Origin of the sequence: Micromonospora sp. NPDC049900 (genome assembly GCF_044461025.1) — a bacterium.
Lineage (GTDB): Bacteria > Actinomycetota > Actinomycetes > Mycobacteriales > Micromonosporaceae > Micromonospora.
Map to the genome: position 1 here is coordinate 43,854 of NZ_JBITKM010000019.1, position 17,329 is coordinate 61,182.

A 17,329-nucleotide genomic window follows, 5' to 3' on the forward strand; every position below is an offset into this window, starting at 1 on the left:
GCCGATCTACCCAGCTCTCGGTGCGGTAGAGGCCGTGCGCCGGGGACATCCGCCGGCAGTGGTTCAGCGTTGGCTGACGATGACCCGGGCGGGGCCGTGGTGGCCGAGGGCGACGCTCACCGCGTCGGCGGCCTCGATCACGGCGGTCGCCAGGGCCGCCTCGCGGGCGGCCAGGTTGATCGCCGACAGCGGGCCGGAGATGGACAGCGCGGCGACGATCTCACCCGAGGCGTTGCGGATGGGCGCGGCGAGGCAGGCCCGGCCGAGGGCGAGTTCCTCCTCCTCGGTCGAGTAGCCGCGCGCCCCGCTGGTGGCCAGTTCGGCGTCGAGGCGGTCGTGGTCGGTGATGGTGCGGTGGGTGAACCCGACCAGGTTCTCGCCCAGCAGGACCCGCCGCTGTGCCGGGTCGAGGCCGAGCAGCAGTGCCTTGCCCAGACCGGTGGCGTGCAGCGGAATCGACTGGCCGATCAGCGAGAACGCCCGGGGTGCCGAGCGGCCCTCGAAGTTGCCCAGGTAGAAGCCCTGGTCGTCGCGGCGGATCGCGAGGTTGACCCCGAGACCGTGCTCGGCGGCGAGGTTCTGGGCGGTCTGTCGGGCGGCGCGGTAGACGGGGGACTGGTTGAGCGCCACGCCACCGAGGGTCACCGTCTTCGGACCCAGCCGGTAGAGGTTGGAGATCGGGTCGCGTTCGACCAGGCCGAGGGATTCCAGGGTGCTCAGCAGCCGGGACGCGGTGGAGACACCGAGCCCGGCCTGCCGCGCCACGTCGGTGACCCGCAACTCGGGGCGTCCGAGCAGGAAGGCGTCGAGGATCGCCACTGCTCGCAGGATGCTCTGATTCGATCCGTTGTCGGAAGTCACGTGCGTCCTCTGATATCGGGTTGCGGCATCGACACTGTAGCGGCCGGCCGGGTCGATCTCGGTTTCAGTCCTGGGTATTTCGGACCCTTATCCGGGCGGTCAGCGACAGTGACACCGGGACGTCGAAGGGCAGTGAGGAGTGCCCCAGCGCCGACCGGGCGTGTCGTCCCCGGTCACCGAAGACGTCCCGCAGCAGCTCCGAGGCGGTGTCGGCGACCGGGACGTGTTCGGTGAATCCGGGGGTGGCGTTGATCGCCACGGTGAGCGTCAGCAACTGCTCCACGTCGTCGAGGGAGCCGGCGGCGGCGCGCAGGGTGGCGAGCAGGTTCAGTGTCGCCTGGCGTACCGCCGCCTGCCCGTCGGGCACGCTCAGCTCGGCGCCGAGCTTGCCGGTGGGCAACGGGTGCCCCGGGCGGACCGGGCCGTGCCCGGAGAGCACGGCCAGGTCGCCGCTGACCACCACGGTGTCGTACGCCCCGGAGGCGGTCCGCGCCGGTGGCAGCGTGATGCCGAGGTCGGCGAGGCGACGCTCGGGGGAGGTGCCGTCGGTGCCGCTCACCCGCGTACGCCCCAGTCCGCGTTGATCGCGGCGGCCCGCTCGGCACTGATCGCGCCCGCCGTCGGTGCCTCGGCGAGGTGCCGGATCAGCGTGACCGTGCGGTCCCGCACCGCCTCGAAGAGTCTGCGGCCCTTCTCCACGTCGTGCTTGGCTGGGTCGCCGAGTGCGCCGTTGGTGCTGAACTCGGCCAGTGAGCGGGGCGTGAACCCGCCGACGGCCCGGTCTGGGATGGCCTGACCGCGCAGCAGCTCGTGCGCCGAGGGCAGCAGGGGAGCGGGGCCGCCCAGTTCCTCGGTCACCACCACGTCCGGCACCAGGTGCAGCGCCAGGCTGGTCTCCACCTCGCAGGCGTGGCCGTACATCTCGGACTGGGCGATGTCCACCACCACGTCGCGGCCCATCATCGACCAGTGGACCACCGCCACGGTGTGCCCGGTGCGCTGCTTGTACTCGGTCAGGAAGGCGGGCAGGAAGGCCAGGTTCCCGCCGTGGCCGTTCATGATGACGAACCGTTCCAGGCCGTGCCGGGCCAGGCTGGCCAGGTAGTCCTCCAGCAGCGAGCAGAGGGTGCTCACCCGGGCGGTCAGGGTGCCGGGGAAGTCCATGTGGTGTGGGGAGAAGCCGACCGGGATCGGTGGCGTCATCAGGGCCGTACCGTCGGCGGCGGCGACCACCTCCTCGGCCAGCCGTTCCGCGATCCGGTAGTCGATGCCGGCCTTGAGGGCGGGTCCGTGCTGTTCGGTGGCACCGAACGGGATGACTCCGACGGTGGCGGTGGTCAGTGCCTCGCGTACCTGGGGCCAGGTCATGTGGTGGAGTCGGTAGTCGCTGGTCACGGTGCTCCTTCGTCGGTGTGCGGGACGTCGGCCGGGAACGGATGCGGGGCGAAGACGTTGGGTGAACCGCCGGTGTGCAGGAACAGCCACGAGCCCGGACGGTCGTCGGCGAGCAGCGTGGCCATCGCCTTGCTGTTGTAGGTCAGGTCGAGGAACGCGCCGCTGGCCCGCGCGGTGGCCCGTTGCGCGGCGACGGCCGCCGCCGTGGGCACCCCGTGGCCGCCCCCGAGTTGGCCGTCGGTGACCTCCAGGGACACCTCGTCGAGCAGGGTGTCGGGCAGCCCGGCCCGGTCGAGCGCGGCGGCGGCCCGGTCGCGGACCAGCGCCCGCAACCGGGCCGCCGGGGCGAGCGCGGAGGCGACCACCAGTCCGACGGTGGCGCGGCGGGCGGCCAACGCCGCCAGGACGCCACCGGCGGTGTTGCCGGCGCCACCGGCGAGCATGATCCGCTCCGGTGGCCGCTCGGCGAGGGCGTCGGCGAGTTCGTCGACGACGGCGGTGGTGGCCAGCGCGCAGAGGGTGCTTCCGGGTGCGGTCCGGACGTCGACGACGGCCGTCGTCGCCCCGGTCGTCCGGCCCTGCTCGGCGATGGCGGTCATGGTCTGTGCCTGGACGGGATCGAACGCGTCGGTGGTCCGCACCCAGTGCAGGCGGGCGCCGGTGAGCTCGTAGAGCACCTGGTTGCGGCTGGGTTCGGCCGGTGGTTCGCCGCGCAGCACGAGATGGACGCCGAGGCCGGCGGCGCGAGCGGCGGCGGCCACCACCCGGCAGAGGTTGGACTGTGGTCCGGCCGAGGTGACGACGGTGTCGGCGCCGGCCTCGCGGGCCTGGCCGAGCAGGACGTCGACCTGACGGACCTTGTTGCCGCCGAAGGCGAATCCGCCGTGCTCCTCGGCGATCACGACGGGGTTGCCGGCCGGGTGCAGGGTGGGCGCCGGCCAGCAGGTGACCGGCCAGCGGTGGATCCCGACGCGGGGCAGGGCCCGTACGGTGTCGGTCAGCCGGGGGTCCGGGCGACCCCAGGGTGCACTGCCACCCATGGTCAGAACCGCTCGTACTGCTGGTAGAGGGCACCGACCGACTCGCCGGCCCGGACCCGCTGCCGGATCTCCGTCTCGGTGCGGACCGTCGCCTCGGCCTCGACGAGCACGTCCATCGCGATCGCGCGGGGCACGACGACCACTCCGTCGCTGTCGCCGACGATGATGTCGCCGGGGTGCACCGGGACGCCGCCGCAGACCACCGGGGACTGCATGTCGACGACGTTCCAGCGGCCCTTGGCGTCGCGGGCGCTGCGGAACCGGTTGAAGACCGGGAACTTCAGCGGCAGGATCGCGCCGGTGTCGCGGACACCGCCGTCGATGACGGCGCCGACGGCGCCGCGCGCCATCGCTCCGTTGGTCAGCAGCTCGCCCCAGTGGCCGACCGTCCGGTCACCGGCGCAGTCGAAGACCGCGACCTCGCCTGCGGAGAGCTCGTCGATCATCCGGGCACCCAGGCGTACGGAACGGTCGGTGCTTCGTTCGGGGCGGCCCAGCGCGGTGAAGGCCACGCCCGCCACCGCCATGTCGGTGGTCAGCGGCAGCACATCGGTCATCACCTGGTGCCACAGCCCGGCATCGTCCAGCGCGTCGGCGATCGCCGCCACGTAGAGCTTGCCGAAACGGCGGCAGATCTCCTCGACCGGCGGGGTTTCCATCGAACTCCATTCATTGATTGGAACGTGGTTGCACGGACAGTACATGACGTTCCATTCTCAGAACATCCCTTGCAGCCTGTGGAATGGGCTGGTAGGAATCCCTGCAACAGGTTGCGCTGGCTGCATCCGGGCCGACCGAACCGCGAGAGACGGAGAGACGATGTTGAGAGCGGCAGTCGTGGGGATGGGCTGGATGGGTCAGCTCCACGCCGGGATCTACCACCAGCACCCACGGGTCGACCTGGTCGGTCTGGTCGAGCCGGATCCCGCCGCGGAACAGCCGCTCCGCGACCGGTTCGGCGTACCGGTGCACCGTGACATCGCCGAACTGCTCGACCGGGTGGACGTGGTCAGCGTCTGCACCCCGGACCACCTGCACCCGCAGACCACCATCCCGTTCCTGCGGGCCGGCGTCCGGGTGCTGGTCGAGAAGCCACTGGCCACCAGCTCCGCGGACGCGCAGCGGATCCTCGACGCCCGACCCGACCCGCACGCCCTCTCGGTCGGCCACATCCTGCGCTTCGACCCCCGGGTGATCCGCGCCCGCGAGCTGGTCCGTTCCGGCGAGCTCGGTCCCCTGTGGCACGTCGACGTCTGGCGCGACACCACCCGCACGGTGGCCGTACGACCCTCCGAACGCACCAGCGTCGCGTGGTTCCTCGGCATCCACGACGCCGACCTGGTCCGCTTCGTCACCGGGCTCACCGCGGTCCGGGTGGCCGCCCTCGGTCGGGCGGTGCTCTCCGCCCACGCCGACGCGGTCTACGCCACCGTCCGCTACGAGGGCGACGTCATCGGCTCGATGGAGAACAACTGGACGCTGCCCGACGGACGACCCAACCGGGCGCTGGCCGGGTTGCGGGTGGTCGGTGAGCACGGCTCAGTCGAGATCGACCTCGGGCACGTCGACCTGCTGCACGCCACGGCGGACGGGGCGGTCAACGGCGACACCCGCAACTGGCCCAGTCGCGGCGCCAGCGGCGTGTCCAACATCCGCACCGAGGTGGAGGAGTTCGTCCGGGCCGCCGAGGAGGGCGCGCCCGCGCCGGTGCCCGGTGAGGAGGGCCTCGCCGCCGTCCGGGTGGTCGAGATGATCCACGCCTCGCTGGCCGCCGACGGCGCGCCGGTCGGGGCCGGAGACACCCGGTGACCGCCGACGTCCGATCCTGGCTGGGCGGCCGGTACACCGACCCGGCCGCCGGGCGCTACCAGGTGCGTAGCCCGGTCGACGGCGAGGTCGTGGCCGAGGTGCACCGGGCCGGACCGGACACGGTGGACGAAGCCGTCCGGGCCGCGTCGGCGGCGGTCGTCGCCGACCGGCGCAGCAGCCCGTACGCGCGCCGGGACCGCTGCCTGGCCGTGGCCGACCGGCTGACCGTCCGACGCGAGGAGATCGCCGCCCTGGTCACCGCCGAGACCGGGCGTACCTACCAGGGCACGCTGGCCGAGGTGGACAAGGCCGCCGAGGGCTTCCGGCTGGCCGGCGAGGAGGCGATCCGGCTGGCCGGGCGTACGCCACCGGTCGCCGCCACCGACAAGCTGGTGACGACCCGATGGCGGCCGACCGGCGTGTGGGCCGTGGTCACCCCCTGGAACTTCCCGGTGAACATCCCGGTCGAGTACCTCGGTCCGCTGGTGGCCACCGGCAACGCCGCCGTCTGGAAGCCGGCACCGACCACGGTGGCCTCCGCCGACCTGGTGCTGCGGTGCATGGTCGAGGCGGGCCTGCCCGAGGGGCAGGTGACCCTGGTCGCCACGGACGACACGAGCGTGGCCGAGTACCTGGTGGGCCATCCGCAGGTGGTGGGCGTCGGGCTGACCGGCAGCACCGCCACCGGCACGGCGGTGGGCCGACGGGCGGCCGGCAAACGACTCCTGCTCGAACTCGGCGGCAACGGCCCGATCATCGCCTTCGCCGACGCCGACCTGGCGCACGCCGCCGAGGCGATCGCCGTCTCCTGCTTCACCGCCTCGGGCCAGATCTGCAGTGCCGGTGGTCGGGTGCTGGCCGACGCGCGGATCGCCGGTCCACTGGCCGAGGCGGTCGCCGCCCGCGCCGGGGACTACCCGACCGGCGACCCCTACCAGCCCGCCACCGTGCTCGGGCCGGTCCATCTGCCCGCGCTGGCCACCCGGTTCGAGGAGCAGGTCGGTGCGGCGGCCGGCGGCGGAGCCCGGGTGCTCACCGGCGGCCGGCACCTGTCCGGCTTCCCCACCGGGCAGTACCTGCCGGCCACCGTGGTCGGCGACGTCGCGGTGGACGCGGCACTGAGCCGCCAGGAGTCCTTCGCGCCGGTCGCCCCGATCGTCCCGCTGCCCGAGTCGGAGCTGGTCGCCGAGGCCAACCGGAGCGGGTACGGGTTGTCCACCGCCGTCTTCACCGCCGACCTGGGTCGGGCCCTGGACGCCCTCGACGACCTGGAGTTCGGCAGCGTCGTCGTCAACGACCGCTCCACCTACTGGGAACTGCACCTGCCCTTCGGCGGCTGGGAGGGCAAGGACTCCGGGACCGGCCGGGTGGGTGTCCCGGCCGTCGTCCGCGCGGTCTGCCAGCAGCAGACCCTCTCCCTGTCCCGCCCGTGACCCCGCCCCAGCGGCAGAACCGGAAGGTGGTGAACCTTTGATCAACTACACGATCCGGAGACTCCTGCTCGCCGTCGTCATCCTGTGGGGCGCGCTGACCCTGGTCTTCGCGGTGGTCCGGCTGGTGCCCGGTGACCCGGTCAGCGTCATCCTCGGCCCCGACGCCACCGCCGAGGAGGTCGCCGACGCCCGCCGGGAACTCGGCCTGGAACGCAACGTCGTGATCCAGTACGCCACCTTCCTCGGCCGGGTGACCCAACTCGACTTCGGACAGTCGTTCCGGCACAACCGGGACGCCTTCGAGATGGTCATCGAACGGCTGCCCGCCACCGTCACCCTGGCGCTGACCGCGATCTGCATCGCGCTGGTGGCCAGCTTCCTGCTCGGTATCGCCGCGGCGCTGCGCCCGCGCGGTGTCGCCGACCGGGCCATCTCGGTGCTGTCGCTGATCGGCCAGTCGCTGCCGAGCTTCTGGGTCGGCATCATCCTGCTGCTGATCTTCGCCCGGCAGCTCGGTTGGCTGCCCAGCGCCGGCAACAGCACGCCGCAACACCTGATCCTGCCGGCGGTCACGCTGGCGCTTCCCTTCACCAGCATCCTGGTCCGGTTGATCCGGTCCGGGCTGCTGGAGGTCCTCGGCGAGGGCTACATCCAGACCGCCCGGTCCAAGGGCCTGCGGGAGAGCATGGTGCTCTTCCGGCACGCGCTGCGCAACATGTTGATCCCGGTGGTCACCGTCGCCGGGCTCCAACTCGGCGCGCTGCTCGGCGGCACGGTCGTGGTCGAAGAGGTCTTCTCCTGGCCCGGCCTGGGACGGCTGCTCGTGGACGCGATCGGCAACCGGGACTACACCGTGATCCAGGCCGCCATCGCCTTCGTCACCACCGCGTTCGTCCTGGTGAACCTGGTCGTGGACCTGCTCTACGCGTACATCGATCCTCGCGTGCGGGTGGTGAACTGATGGCTGACGCTACTGCGACCACGGCCCTGCGGACCCGGTCCCGACGCCGACCACCGGCGCTGCTGTTCCGGCTCTGCCTGGGCATCATCGGCCTGGCCGTGCTGGCCGGCGTGATCGGCCCCTGGCTGGTGCCGTTCGACGTGACCGAGACCAACCTCGCCGACCGGCTGCAATCGCCCGGTGCCGTGCTCTCCGACGGCTCCCGTGCCTGGTTCGGCACCGACGACGTCGGGCGCGGCATGCTCAGCCAGATCCTCATCGGCGCCCGGGTGTCCCTGCTGGTGGGGGTGGCGACCCTGCTGATCTCCGGCCTGTTCGGCACCGTGGTCGGCATCGTCGCCGGTTTCGTCGGTGGATGGGTGGACGGCCTGCTCATGCGGTTGGCCGACATCCAGCTCGCCTTCCCCTCCATTCTGTTGGCCATCCTGATCGCGGCCCTGCTCGGGCCCAGCCTGGTCAACGTCATCGCGGTGCTGGCGGTGACCATCTGGGTGATCTTCGCCCGGGTGGCCCGGGCGCAGACCATGGCCGTGCGCAACCGCGAGTACGTCGACGCCAGCCGGGTGCTCGGCGCCCGGCCGCTCTTCCTGATCTGGCGGTGCATCCTGCCCGCCTGTGCCGCGCCGCTGCTGGTGGTCGCCACCGTGGAACTCGGCATGGTGATCATCACCGAGGCCGCCCTGAGCTTCCTCGGGCTCGGCACTCCGACCGCGACCCCGAGCTGGGGTCTGACCATCGCCAACGGCCGCGGCTACGTGGCCGACGCGTGGTGGATCTCCACCCTGCCCGGTGTCGCGCTCTCCCTGCTCGTCGTCGCCTGCGGGGTGGTCGGCGACGAACTCCGCGACCGGCTCGATCCACACCTGAAGCACCGGTGAGGTCGCGGCCGACCCTTCACGAGCGAACGATGGAGGAGACAATGACATGGATAAGCAGAGCACGTCGGCCCCTGGTGGCCGGCCTGCTCGCGATGACCCTCGTCGGTGTCGGCGCCGCCTGCGGCGGCGGTTCCGGTGACGGCGACCAGGACCAGACGCTGCGGGTCGGGGTGCCGATCCGGATGCTCTCGGTCGACCCGCACGGCACCGCCATCTCCGACCGCAGCACCCTGACCCTGGCCCTGCACCTGTTCGACCCGCTGGTCGCCTCCGAGGGCGGCGAGATCACCGGGCGGCTCGCCGAGAGCTGGGAGAACGTCGACGACACCACCACCCGGTTCACCCTGCGTCAGGGCGTGACCTTCCACGACGGGTCGCCGCTGACCAGCGCCGACGTCAAGGCGTCGCTGGACCGGCTCTTCGCGGCGAGCACCGCCCTGGCCCCGCTGTTCGCCACCATCGAGGAGGTCAAGGCTCCCGACGAGCAGACCGTCGAGGTCATCACCAGCCGGGCCACCGGCTCGCTGCTGACCAACCTCTCGATGGCGTACATCGGCAGCAAGGCCCAGATCGAGTCGGGTGAGATCGAGAGCCGTCCGGTCGGCACCGGCGCCTTCAAGCTGGAGGACTTCCGCTCCGGCGAGCGGGCCCACATGGTCGCCAACGAGTCGTACTGGGACGGCGCGCCCAAGTACGAGCGGTTGGAGTTCCAGGAGATCTCCGAGGACGCCGCCCGGCTCACCGCGCTGCGTACCGGTGAGATCGACGTGACGTACTCCCTGCCGCCGGACCAGCTCGACCAGGTACGCGGGTTCGACCAGGTGACCGTGGAGAGCGGGCCGAGCGCGACGTTCTACGTGATCTGGTTGAACAACGCGCGCAAGCCGTTGGACGACCCGAAGGTCCGGCAGGCGCTGTGGCACGCGGTCGACTTCTCCTCCATCCAGGAGAACCTGTTCGGCGAGAGCGCCGTACTGGCCAAGGCGCCGGTGCCGCAGTCGGTGTTCGGCGCGGCGCAGTTGCCCGGCTACACCTACGACCAGCAGCGGGCCCGGCAACTGCTGGCGGAGGCGGGCTACCCGAACGGCTTCACCACCAGCATCCAGTGGAGCGCGAACTGCTGCGCCAACATCCGGCCGCTGGTCCAGTCGATCCTCAGCGCCTGGAAGGAGGTCGGGGTGACGGTGGAGATGCAGGAGAAGGAAGCCGGGCAGTGGCTCGACGACCTGCTGGCCCTGGAGTGGGACATGAACATCCAGGACGGCGTCGTGGTCACCCAGGACGCGGAGTTCGTGCTCGGTCGGCTCTACACCTGCGCCGCCAAGCGACTCGGCTACTGCAACGAGGAGTACGACCGGGTCATCGCCGACGCCTCCCAGGAACTCGACCCGCAGGAACGGCAACGCAAGCTCCAGCGGGCCCAGGAGATCCTCTGGGCCGACGCGCCCGGTGCCTGGCCGTTCGAGCTGACCGCCTCGGCCGCCTGGCGCGACCGGGTCAGCGGCTTCGGTCCGCCGCCGACCAACGTGCCCGACTTCCGTGGTGTCTCGCTGAACTGACCGCACCGGCCGGGTGCACCGGCCGACGAGGAGGACCTGATGTCCCTGCTGTCCCTGCACGACGTCGTCGTCGAGTTCGACTCCCGGGTGGGACCGGTGCGGGCTCTGGACGGGGTCAGCCTGGACGTCGCCGAAGGGGAGACCCTCGCCCTGCTGGGCGAGTCCGGCAGCGGCAAGAGCGTCACCGCGCAGGCCATCCTCGGCCTGCTGCCCCGGCCCGCCGGCCGGATCGCCGCAGGCCGGATCACCTTCGACGGTACGGAGCTGACCACGGCCTCGGCACGGCGGATGCGCGCCGTCCGCGGTGGCGAGATCAGCATGGTCTTCCAGGATCCGCTCTCCTCGCTCAACCCGGTGCACCCGATCGGTCGGCAGATCGGCGAGACGCTGCGGGTGCACCGGGGCCTGTCCAAGGCCAAGGCCCGCGCCGAGGCGCTCGATCTGATGCGCCGGGTCGGCATCCCCGACCCGGCGCGCCGGATCGACGACTACCCGCACCAGCTCTCCGGCGGGATGCGGCAACGCATCATGATCGCCATCGCGATCGCCCTGCGCCCGCGCCTGATCATCGCCGACGAGCCGACCACCGCGCTCGACGTCACCGTCCAGGCGCAGATCCTGCAACTGCTCGCCGACCTGCAACGCGACTACCGGATGGCGCTCATCCTGATCAGCCATGACCTCGGCGTGGTGGCCGCGCACGCCAGCCGCATCGCGGTCATGTACGCCGGGCGCATCGTCGAGACCGGCCCACTGCGCCAGGTGTACGAGAACCCGGCCCACCCGTACACCCGCAGCCTGCTCCAGTCGGTGCCGACGCTCACCGCGCCCACCGAACGGCTCACTCCGATCCCGGGTGCGCCGCCGTCGCCGGAGGCCCTGCCACCCGGCTGCCCGTTCCACCCCCGGTGCGCGTGGCGGGTCGACCTGTGCACGCAGCAGCGGCCCACGCTGGAACTGCTGCCCACCGCCGACGGCCCGGGACGCGCCGCGGCCTGCCATCGCTCCGAGGAGGTACGCGACGATGCCTGACCCCACCGAGCCGGCCCTGTTGGAGGTCGAGGACCTGCGGGTGCACTACCCGATCCGGTCCAGCGTGCTGCGTCGCACGGTCGGTCACGTCCGCGCCGTCGACGGTGTCTCCTTCCGGATCGGGGCCGGCGAGACCCTGGCACTGGTCGGCGAGTCGGGCTGCGGCAAGACCTCCACGGCCCGCGCCCTGATCGGTCTGGAACGCGCCACCGGGGGCACCATCCGCTTCGACGGCCGGGACCTGACCCGCCTCAGCGCGGCCGAACGTCGCCAACTCACCCGCCGGGTGCAGTACGTCTTCCAGGACCCGTACGCCTCGCTGAATCCACGGCTGACCGTCCGGGAGATCCTCCGCGAGGGCTGGTTGATCCACCGTGACCTGGTGCCGCGCCGCGAGCAGGCCGACGAGGTGGTCCGGTTGCTGGAACAGGTGGGGCTGACCGCCGCCCACGCCGACCGGTACCCGCACCAGTTCTCCGGCGGCCAACGGCAACGCATCGGCATCGCCCGCGCGCTGTCGATGCGACCCGCCCTGATCATCTGTGACGAGCCGGTCTCCGCGCTGGACGTGTCGATCCAGGCGCAGATCCTCAACCTCCTCGCCGACCTGCGCGCCGAGATGGGTCTGTCCTACCTGTTCATCTCGCACGACCTGCACGTGGTGCGCCACGTCAGCGATCAGGTCGCGGTGATGTACCTCGGCACCGTCGTCGAGCAGGGCCCGGCCCGGGAGGTCTTCGAGTCGCCGACCCACCCGTACACCCAGGCGCTGCTCTCCGCGGCGCCCGACCCGTTCCCGTGGCGGCAGCAGGGTCCGGAGCCGATCGTGCTCGCCGGTGACCTGCCCTCCCCGGCGGACCCGCCGTCGGGCTGCCCGTTCCGTACCCGCTGCTGGTTGGCCCGCCCGGAGTGTGCCGAGCACCGGCCGCCGCTGGTCGGGGAGCGACACCGGTGGGCCTGTCCGGTCGTGTCCGCTCCGGCGGTCTCCCGGTGAGCCGACGGGTCCTGGTCACCGGCGCGGCCGGTGCGATCGGCACCGCCCTGGTCGCCGCCTTCCTGGCCCGGGGGTGGCGGGTCGCCGCGCTGGACCGGCGGCAGCCGGAGCCGGCGGTCGCTGCGGAGCCCGGAGCACCGGTGGCCGAGTCCCCGACCAGGTTGACCTGGCTGGCCGCCGACGTGACCGACGCGGCGGCCGTCGAGGCCGCCGTCGACCGGCTCCGCGCCGACTGGGGTGGACTCGACGTCCTGGTCAACAACGCCGCCGTCGGTCCGCCCCGGGCACCGGTGGGCCGGGAGACGGCCGCACACCTGCGCGGCGTGTTGGAGGTGAACCTCGTCGCCCCGCTCGCCCTGGTCCAGGCCACGCTGCCGCTGCTCGCCGTCGGGGACGCGCCCGCCGTCGTGCAACTCTCCTCGATCGGCGGCTCCCGGGCTTTCCGGGGCAACGCGGCGTACGTGGCCAGCAAGGGCGGCCTTGAGGCGATGACCCGCGCCCTGGCGCTGGACCTGGCCGGACGCGGCATCCGGGTCAACGCGGTGGCCCCGGCGATGGTGCGTACCCCGGGTTGGGACGACGCCGGACCGGAGGAGGTCGCCCGGCGTACCGGCCTCGTCCCCCTCGGCCGCCCGGGCACCCTCACGGAGATCGCCGCCGCGGTGGGTTTCCTCGCCGGACCGGAGTCCGGCTACATCACCGGGGTGGTGCTGCCGGTCGACGGCGGTCTGGGCGCCCAGGCGTACAGCCCGGTGGAGGAACCCGGCGTCGCCGCCACCCTCGACGCCGGGGACGACTGATGCGGATCGCCACGCTGGCCCGGATGCTGCCGCACCCGGAGACGGTCTGCGTCGGCGCGGACGGGCACCTCTACGCCGGACTCGCCCTGGGCAGCCCGCAGGGGCGCGGCCCGATCGTCCGGATCGACCCCGACGACGGCTCCGCGCAGTGGTTCACCGACACGGGCGGACGGATACTCGGGCTCGCCCGCGCCGGAGACGGTCTCGTCGGGTGCGACGTGGCCCGGGCGGAACTGGTCCGGATCTCCTCCGACGGCGTGGTCACCGCCCGCCTCGGCACCGCCGACGACCGGCGGCTGCTCCGCCCGAACGGCTGCGTCGTCGACGCCGCCGGAGGCGTCTGGTTCACCGACTCTGGCACCGCCACGGCCGGCGAACCGACCGGCTCGGTCTGCTACGCGGCACCTGGACAGACCGGGACGTGCCGGGTGGCCGCCACCGACCTGGTCTATCCCAACGGCATCGGGATCAGCCCGGACGGCAGCACCCTGTACGTCTCGCTGACCCGGGACAACACCCTGCTGGCCTTCGACGTGGTCGGTCCCGGTCGGCTCTCCGGCCGCCGCACGGTCGCCACCGGTGGCGTGCTGGCCGACGGACCGGACGGGCTCACCGTCGCCCCCGACGGCACCTGCTACCTGGCGGTCACCCGGGGCTCCCGGGTCGTCCGGATCACTCCCGGCGGCCGGGTCGACACCGTGATCGAGGCACCCGACCTGCTGCGGATGCCGTCCCACGCGGCGCTGCACGGCACCCGGCTGCTGGTGCCCTCGCTGTTCGGCGACACCGTCACCGCCGTCGACCTCGCGCGGGGCGGGGCGTCGGGCGCGTAGGGTCGGCAGGTGGTCGTGCACCGGTTGAGCAGAGGTGAGGCACGGCGGATCGCGGTGCACGCGCAACTGCTCGCGGCACCGCGCCCGACCGATCTGGTGGCGGTCGTCGAGCGCCTGACGTTCCTCCAGATCGACCCGACGGCGGCCATCGCGCCGAGTGCCGACCTGGTGCTGTGGAGCCGGATCGGCCCGACCTACGACCCCGCCGATCTGGTCCGGGCCGTCGAGACCGATCGGAGGCTGGTGGAGACGGTCGCCTACATCCGCTCGCCCCGCGACCTGCCCGCCGTGATCGCCGAGACACGCGGTGCCGAGATGCACCCGACCATCCGGGAGTGGCTGCACGGCAACGAGTCGTTCCGCCGCGACATCCTGGCACTGCTGGCGGAGTCGGGGCCGCTGCTCTCCCGGGACATCCCCGACACCAGCGTCGTGCCGTGGCCGTCGTCGGGGTGGACCAACAACCGCAACGTGACGAAGATGCTCGAATCCCTGGCGCTGCACGGCCACATCGCGATCTCCGGCCGTAAGGGGCGGCAGCGCTACTGGGACCTCCCCGCCCGCGTCCACGCCGTCGAGCTGCCCGAACTCGATCACGATCACGCAGTCCGGCTCCGCAACGAGCGCCGACTCGCGGCCCTCGGCATCGCCCGGTCCGCCGGTACGCAGATGCCGGGTGAGTCGCCGTACGTCGGTGACGCGGGAGAGGAGGCCGTCGTCGAGGGCGTACCGGGCGTCTGGCGGGTGCACCCGGCGTACGTCGGGCTGCCCTTCGAGGGGCGTACGGCGTTGCTCTCCCCGTTCGACCGGCTGATCCACGACCGGGTACGCACCGAGCAGCTCTTCGACTTCGAGTACATCCTGGAGATGTACAAGCCCCGGGAGAAACGCCGGTGGGGCTACTTCGCCCTGCCCGTCCTGCATCACGACCGGCTCGTCGGCAAACTGGACGCGACCGCCGACCGCAGGAGCGGCCGACTCGTGGTCAACGCCGTTCACGAGGATGTCCCCTTCACCGCCGCGATGACCGCCGACGTCCACGCCGAGATCCAGAACCTCGCCGGTTGGCTCGGACTCACCGTCGACGACTAGGTGTCGTACTCGCCGAGATCCCACGGCGGGCTGAACGCCATGTAGTCGCCCGGCTCGACGGTGACCCACCAGGTGTCGTCCTCCTCCGGCGCGCGGGGGATCAGGCCGAAGGTGGTGCCGTACCGGTCGACCGAGAAGGGTTCGACCTCGATGCGGTCGAAGGTGACGCTGCCCAACTCGGCCAACCGGGCCTCGTACGCCGCCCGCCGCGCCTCGCGGTCCATCAGCGCCCTCGGGCCGAAGGCGTCGATCCTCGCCTCCAGGAACCGTCCGTCGGCATCGAAGAGGTAGAGGGCGACGAACTCCTGGCCGTCGTCGTTGCCGTGGGTGCCGGGCTCGAACGGGGTGGTGAGGAAGAACTGCCGACCGTCGCCGGTGCGTCCCACGTGCTCGGCGTGGTAGTCGTCATGGTCGATGGCCAGGCGGGTCGGTGGTCCGGCGTCCATCCAGCGGGTCCTCTCGCGTCCACGGGTGAGCCGCAGCGGTCACCCCGGCCACATCATGGCGGGCCGGTACGACACGGGCGACCGTCGTACAACTGGCGGTCGCTGGTGACGGACAGACGCCCGGACCGCCGATGGATTCAGGACCCGCCGACGACCCGTAGACCGTTGTGAACTGTCAGATGGCCCCGAGGTGGTCGGCTCTCGGACGGCAGGGTGACTACCGCACAGGCCTACAGACCACCATCCGGCACTACGGTGGGCGCGCGGAAGGCGGTCGACGGCTACGACACGCTGCTGCTGGTCGATCTGTTTCGATTCGCCTATTTCGCCGAAGGCGACGAGTTCCAGGCGTACGTGGAAGGTGCTGCGGTCACACACATACGAATCGGCGGTCGGCCCGGTCCGGGTACCGCTGCCGGAGCTGCACGCGGTGTGGATGTTCTGGCCGACCGGTCTGCCGTCTGCGGTACGGGCGCTACTCGGCGTGCTGGTGTGGCCGATTCTGTTTGATCCATGCCTCAACCGCGTCGCGGTCCCAGATTCGCATCCGGCCGTTGCCGACCACGTCGATGGGACTCGGGAAGCCAGGGCGCTTCACGATCTCCGTCGCACGCGTGCGTGATACGCCGCCGAGCATCTCTGCAACGTCAGCCAACGCGGCAAGTCTCACTTGGCGACCGTAAGCAGGTCGGGGGTTGCCACTTCGTCACTTGCCTACTTGACGGTGGCGAAGTGGTAAGTGAGGCTGATGTGGTCGCCGGACGTCGAGAGGGGGTGGTCATGGTGTGCGGAGCTGTCTAGTTGGGCCGGTTTCATCACTTATGAATCGTCGAGGCTCCCGCCGAGACCCGTGGCATCCCGGACGTCAGGCAGTGGCGTGAGGCTCTGCTGATGGCGGTCCGGGACCGGAGATGAGAGCTCCGGTCCCGGACCTAGATCCACTGCGAAGGAGTGGACCCGTGAGTAACCGTATGTTGCATCCGCGATGGTGCGCGCCTGGGTGTCAGGTCACGCCTGATCACCCGACTCGATCGCACACTTCGCGCCCTATGGTGATCTCCGCCGACTGGCGAGAGTTCGTCAATCTCCGACTGGCGCTGAGCATGGCCCACACGCCGATGGACGCGCCGCTGCTGGTCATGCTGGAGACCTACGACACCAACCCTGACGTCAGGCGGCCTGCCGGGGCGTTTCCCCTGTCTATCCGCCAGGCCGGAACCCTGTCTCGCGGGATAACCGGCCTGCTACGTCTCGCTCAACACACGACCTGGTGCGACCAGCCCTCGTCAGCGGGCGTGCCGATGTTCACGGACTTGGCAGAGGCGCAGCGAGGACTGTCTGACGAGGAGATCGCGCGGTTCCTCGCGATGGGCCGAAAGCCTGATCTGTCTGAGCCGTCCGAGGAAGACCGGTGAACCCTAGCTAGCTCGGAAACTGGTGCCGACCTGTCACTTTCCAAGGGGCAGGTCGGCTTCGCCGGACCCCAAGGAGCTCCCTGAGCCTGCTCAAGAGGGCTTGTGAGCCGTCGGGTCGGTGGCAACACGGTGCTTGGCAACGCGGTCAGGCGCCGTTCGCACCAGGGGATGCGGTCGAGTTGGCGGGTGGCGGTGCGTGCATGGCGCGTAGTTCGGTCCACCGCTGGCTCACGTCACGCCAGATCGTCTGTTGTTCGGCAAAGAATCGGTCGAGCTCGGTTCGGGTCATCTCCTCCGACGGAGTGACCGTGAGGTAGTAGTCCATCTCATCCCGGAGCCGGTTCAAGCGGTACCGCGTCTCCTCCATCATCGCCAGCCGTGACCGCCAGCCGAAGACGCCCTCCAGCGCCCCGAGCACGGTCACGGTGGCGACCATGGGCAGGGCGAGATTCGCGCCCTGATCGAACCCGTCGATTCCCAGCGCCACCGTCGATGCGGCGGCCAGGACCAAAGACGCGATTCTGACTCGGTGCAAGGCCCGCCGGTAGCGAATCTTGCGAGAGTCGGCCCAGTCGATGTCTGCCGAGACCAAGTCGCGGAAGTGCACGATCGCGTCGCTGAGCGGGAGGTCGGAACGTCGACCCACGAGTTCGTAGAGACCGCTCTCTGATCGCGATACGCCCGATTCCCTGTGCCCGAACCACCGCATGAGTCCATGATGGACATCGTCGATCACCACTTCCACCCTCTGTCGCAGGCCGGACCGGGCGGGGTCGACTCG

19 protein-coding genes are annotated in these 17,329 nt (G+C 71.3%); 12 read left to right on the forward strand and 7 right to left on the reverse strand.

All coding sequences use genetic code 11. The features are described from left to right. Nucleotides 1-63: 63 nt before the first annotated feature. The 5 genes from ACIBMZ_RS27310 to ACIBMZ_RS27330 form a co-directional block, all read right to left on the reverse strand. On the reverse strand, nucleotides 64-861 hold the full coding sequence (locus ACIBMZ_RS27310) for an IclR family transcriptional regulator (protein WP_396698622.1): 798 nt from the start codon (nucleotides 859-861) through the stop codon (nucleotides 64-66). Nucleotides 862-925: 64 nt separating this feature from the next. Further along, entirely contained in the window at nucleotides 926-1,420 is a 495-nt protein-coding gene (locus ACIBMZ_RS27315; RefSeq protein WP_396698624.1) for a RidA family protein, read from the reverse strand. Next, a complete protein-coding gene (locus tag ACIBMZ_RS27320; RefSeq protein ID WP_396698626.1) occupies nucleotides 1,417-2,256 on the reverse strand; it encodes a creatininase family protein in 840 nt (279 codons plus the stop codon). Before ACIBMZ_RS27320 ends, ACIBMZ_RS27315 begins: the two co-directional genes overlap by 4 nt. Next, nucleotides 2,253-3,296, reverse strand: coding sequence for a pyridoxal-phosphate dependent enzyme (locus ACIBMZ_RS27325; RefSeq protein ID WP_396698628.1), 1,044 nt, complete (start codon nucleotides 3,294-3,296; stop codon nucleotides 2,253-2,255). Before ACIBMZ_RS27325 ends, ACIBMZ_RS27320 begins: the two co-directional genes overlap by 4 nt. Before the next feature lie 2 nt (nucleotides 3,297-3,298). Continuing rightward, entirely contained in the window at nucleotides 3,299-3,955 is a 657-nt protein-coding gene (locus ACIBMZ_RS27330; protein WP_161595072.1) for an RraA family protein, read from the reverse strand. Between the two features lie 160 nt (nucleotides 3,956-4,115). On the opposite strand from ACIBMZ_RS27330, the gene ACIBMZ_RS27335 reads away from it, so the two are divergent. From ACIBMZ_RS27335 to ACIBMZ_RS27380, 10 genes are read left to right on the forward strand one after another with little or no spacing between them, the layout of a single operon-like run. Next, nucleotides 4,116-5,105: a Gfo/Idh/MocA family protein gene (locus ACIBMZ_RS27335; RefSeq protein ID WP_396698631.1), complete on the forward strand. Its 990-nt coding sequence runs from the start codon at nucleotides 4,116-4,118 to the stop codon at nucleotides 5,103-5,105. After that, nucleotides 5,102-6,538, forward strand: coding sequence for an aldehyde dehydrogenase family protein (locus ACIBMZ_RS27340; RefSeq protein WP_396698633.1), 1,437 nt, complete (start codon nucleotides 5,102-5,104; stop codon nucleotides 6,536-6,538). Before ACIBMZ_RS27335 ends, ACIBMZ_RS27340 begins: the two co-directional genes overlap by 4 nt. A 37-nt stretch (nucleotides 6,539-6,575) precedes the next feature. Next, the gene (nikB, locus tag ACIBMZ_RS27345) at nucleotides 6,576-7,499 is read left to right on the forward strand and encodes a nickel ABC transporter permease (protein WP_396698635.1); all 924 of its coding nucleotides are present in this window, start codon (nucleotides 6,576-6,578) and stop codon (nucleotides 7,497-7,499) included. Then, the gene (locus tag ACIBMZ_RS27350) at nucleotides 7,499-8,377 is read left to right on the forward strand and encodes an ABC transporter permease (protein WP_396698637.1); all 879 of its coding nucleotides are present in this window, start codon (nucleotides 7,499-7,501) and stop codon (nucleotides 8,375-8,377) included. The genes nikB and ACIBMZ_RS27350 overlap by 1 nt, the downstream gene beginning before the upstream one ends. A 41-nt stretch (nucleotides 8,378-8,418) precedes the next feature. Beyond that, nucleotides 8,419-9,936, forward strand: coding sequence for an ABC transporter substrate-binding protein (locus tag ACIBMZ_RS27355; RefSeq protein ID WP_396698639.1), 1,518 nt, complete (start codon nucleotides 8,419-8,421; stop codon nucleotides 9,934-9,936). 39 nt (nucleotides 9,937-9,975) lie between these two features. Continuing rightward, on the forward strand, nucleotides 9,976-10,968 hold the full coding sequence (locus ACIBMZ_RS27360) for an ABC transporter ATP-binding protein (protein ID WP_396698641.1): 993 nt from the start codon (nucleotides 9,976-9,978) through the stop codon (nucleotides 10,966-10,968). Then, nucleotides 10,961-11,962 carry an ABC transporter ATP-binding protein gene (locus tag ACIBMZ_RS27365; RefSeq protein ID WP_396698643.1) on the forward strand — a complete coding sequence of 334 codons (1,002 nt, stop codon included), beginning with the start codon at nucleotides 10,961-10,963 and terminating at the stop codon, nucleotides 11,960-11,962. Before ACIBMZ_RS27360 ends, ACIBMZ_RS27365 begins: the two co-directional genes overlap by 8 nt. After that, complete coding sequence (locus tag ACIBMZ_RS27370) at nucleotides 11,959-12,762, forward strand: SDR family NAD(P)-dependent oxidoreductase (protein ID WP_396698645.1); 804 nt, start codon at nucleotides 11,959-11,961, stop codon at nucleotides 12,760-12,762. Before ACIBMZ_RS27365 ends, ACIBMZ_RS27370 begins: the two co-directional genes overlap by 4 nt. Further along, nucleotides 12,762-13,595, forward strand: a complete 834-nt coding sequence (locus tag ACIBMZ_RS27375) for an SMP-30/gluconolactonase/LRE family protein (protein ID WP_396698647.1) — start codon at nucleotides 12,762-12,764, stop codon at nucleotides 13,593-13,595. Before ACIBMZ_RS27370 ends, ACIBMZ_RS27375 begins: the two co-directional genes overlap by 1 nt. Nucleotides 13,596-13,604: 9 nt before the next feature. Next, a complete protein-coding gene (locus ACIBMZ_RS27380; protein WP_396698649.1) occupies nucleotides 13,605-14,687 on the forward strand; it encodes a DNA glycosylase AlkZ-like family protein in 1,083 nt (360 codons plus the stop codon). Here ACIBMZ_RS27380 and ACIBMZ_RS27385 read toward each other — a convergent pair. Further along, complete coding sequence (locus tag ACIBMZ_RS27385) at nucleotides 14,684-15,133, reverse strand: hypothetical protein (RefSeq protein WP_396698651.1); 450 nt, start codon at nucleotides 15,131-15,133, stop codon at nucleotides 14,684-14,686. The genes ACIBMZ_RS27380 and ACIBMZ_RS27385 overlap by 4 nt on opposite strands. Before the next feature lie 255 nt (nucleotides 15,134-15,388). Here ACIBMZ_RS27385 and ACIBMZ_RS27390 point away from each other — a divergent pair, with 255 nt between their 5' ends. Together ACIBMZ_RS27390 and ACIBMZ_RS27395 are read left to right on the forward strand one after the other, a co-directional pair. After that, nucleotides 15,389-15,643, forward strand: a complete 255-nt coding sequence (locus ACIBMZ_RS27390) for a hypothetical protein (RefSeq protein WP_396698653.1) — start codon at nucleotides 15,389-15,391, stop codon at nucleotides 15,641-15,643. Between the two features lie 539 nt (nucleotides 15,644-16,182). Continuing rightward, nucleotides 16,183-16,548, forward strand: coding sequence for a hypothetical protein (locus ACIBMZ_RS27395; protein ID WP_396698655.1), 366 nt, complete (start codon nucleotides 16,183-16,185; stop codon nucleotides 16,546-16,548). A gap of 145 nt (nucleotides 16,549-16,693) precedes the next feature. On the opposite strand, the gene ACIBMZ_RS27400 is transcribed toward ACIBMZ_RS27395, so the two are convergent. Then, the gene (locus ACIBMZ_RS27400; RefSeq protein WP_396698657.1) at nucleotides 16,694-17,284 is read right to left on the reverse strand and encodes a DUF4231 domain-containing protein; all 591 of its coding nucleotides are present in this window, start codon (nucleotides 17,282-17,284) and stop codon (nucleotides 16,694-16,696) included. Between the last annotated feature and the right edge of the window lie 45 nt (nucleotides 17,285-17,329).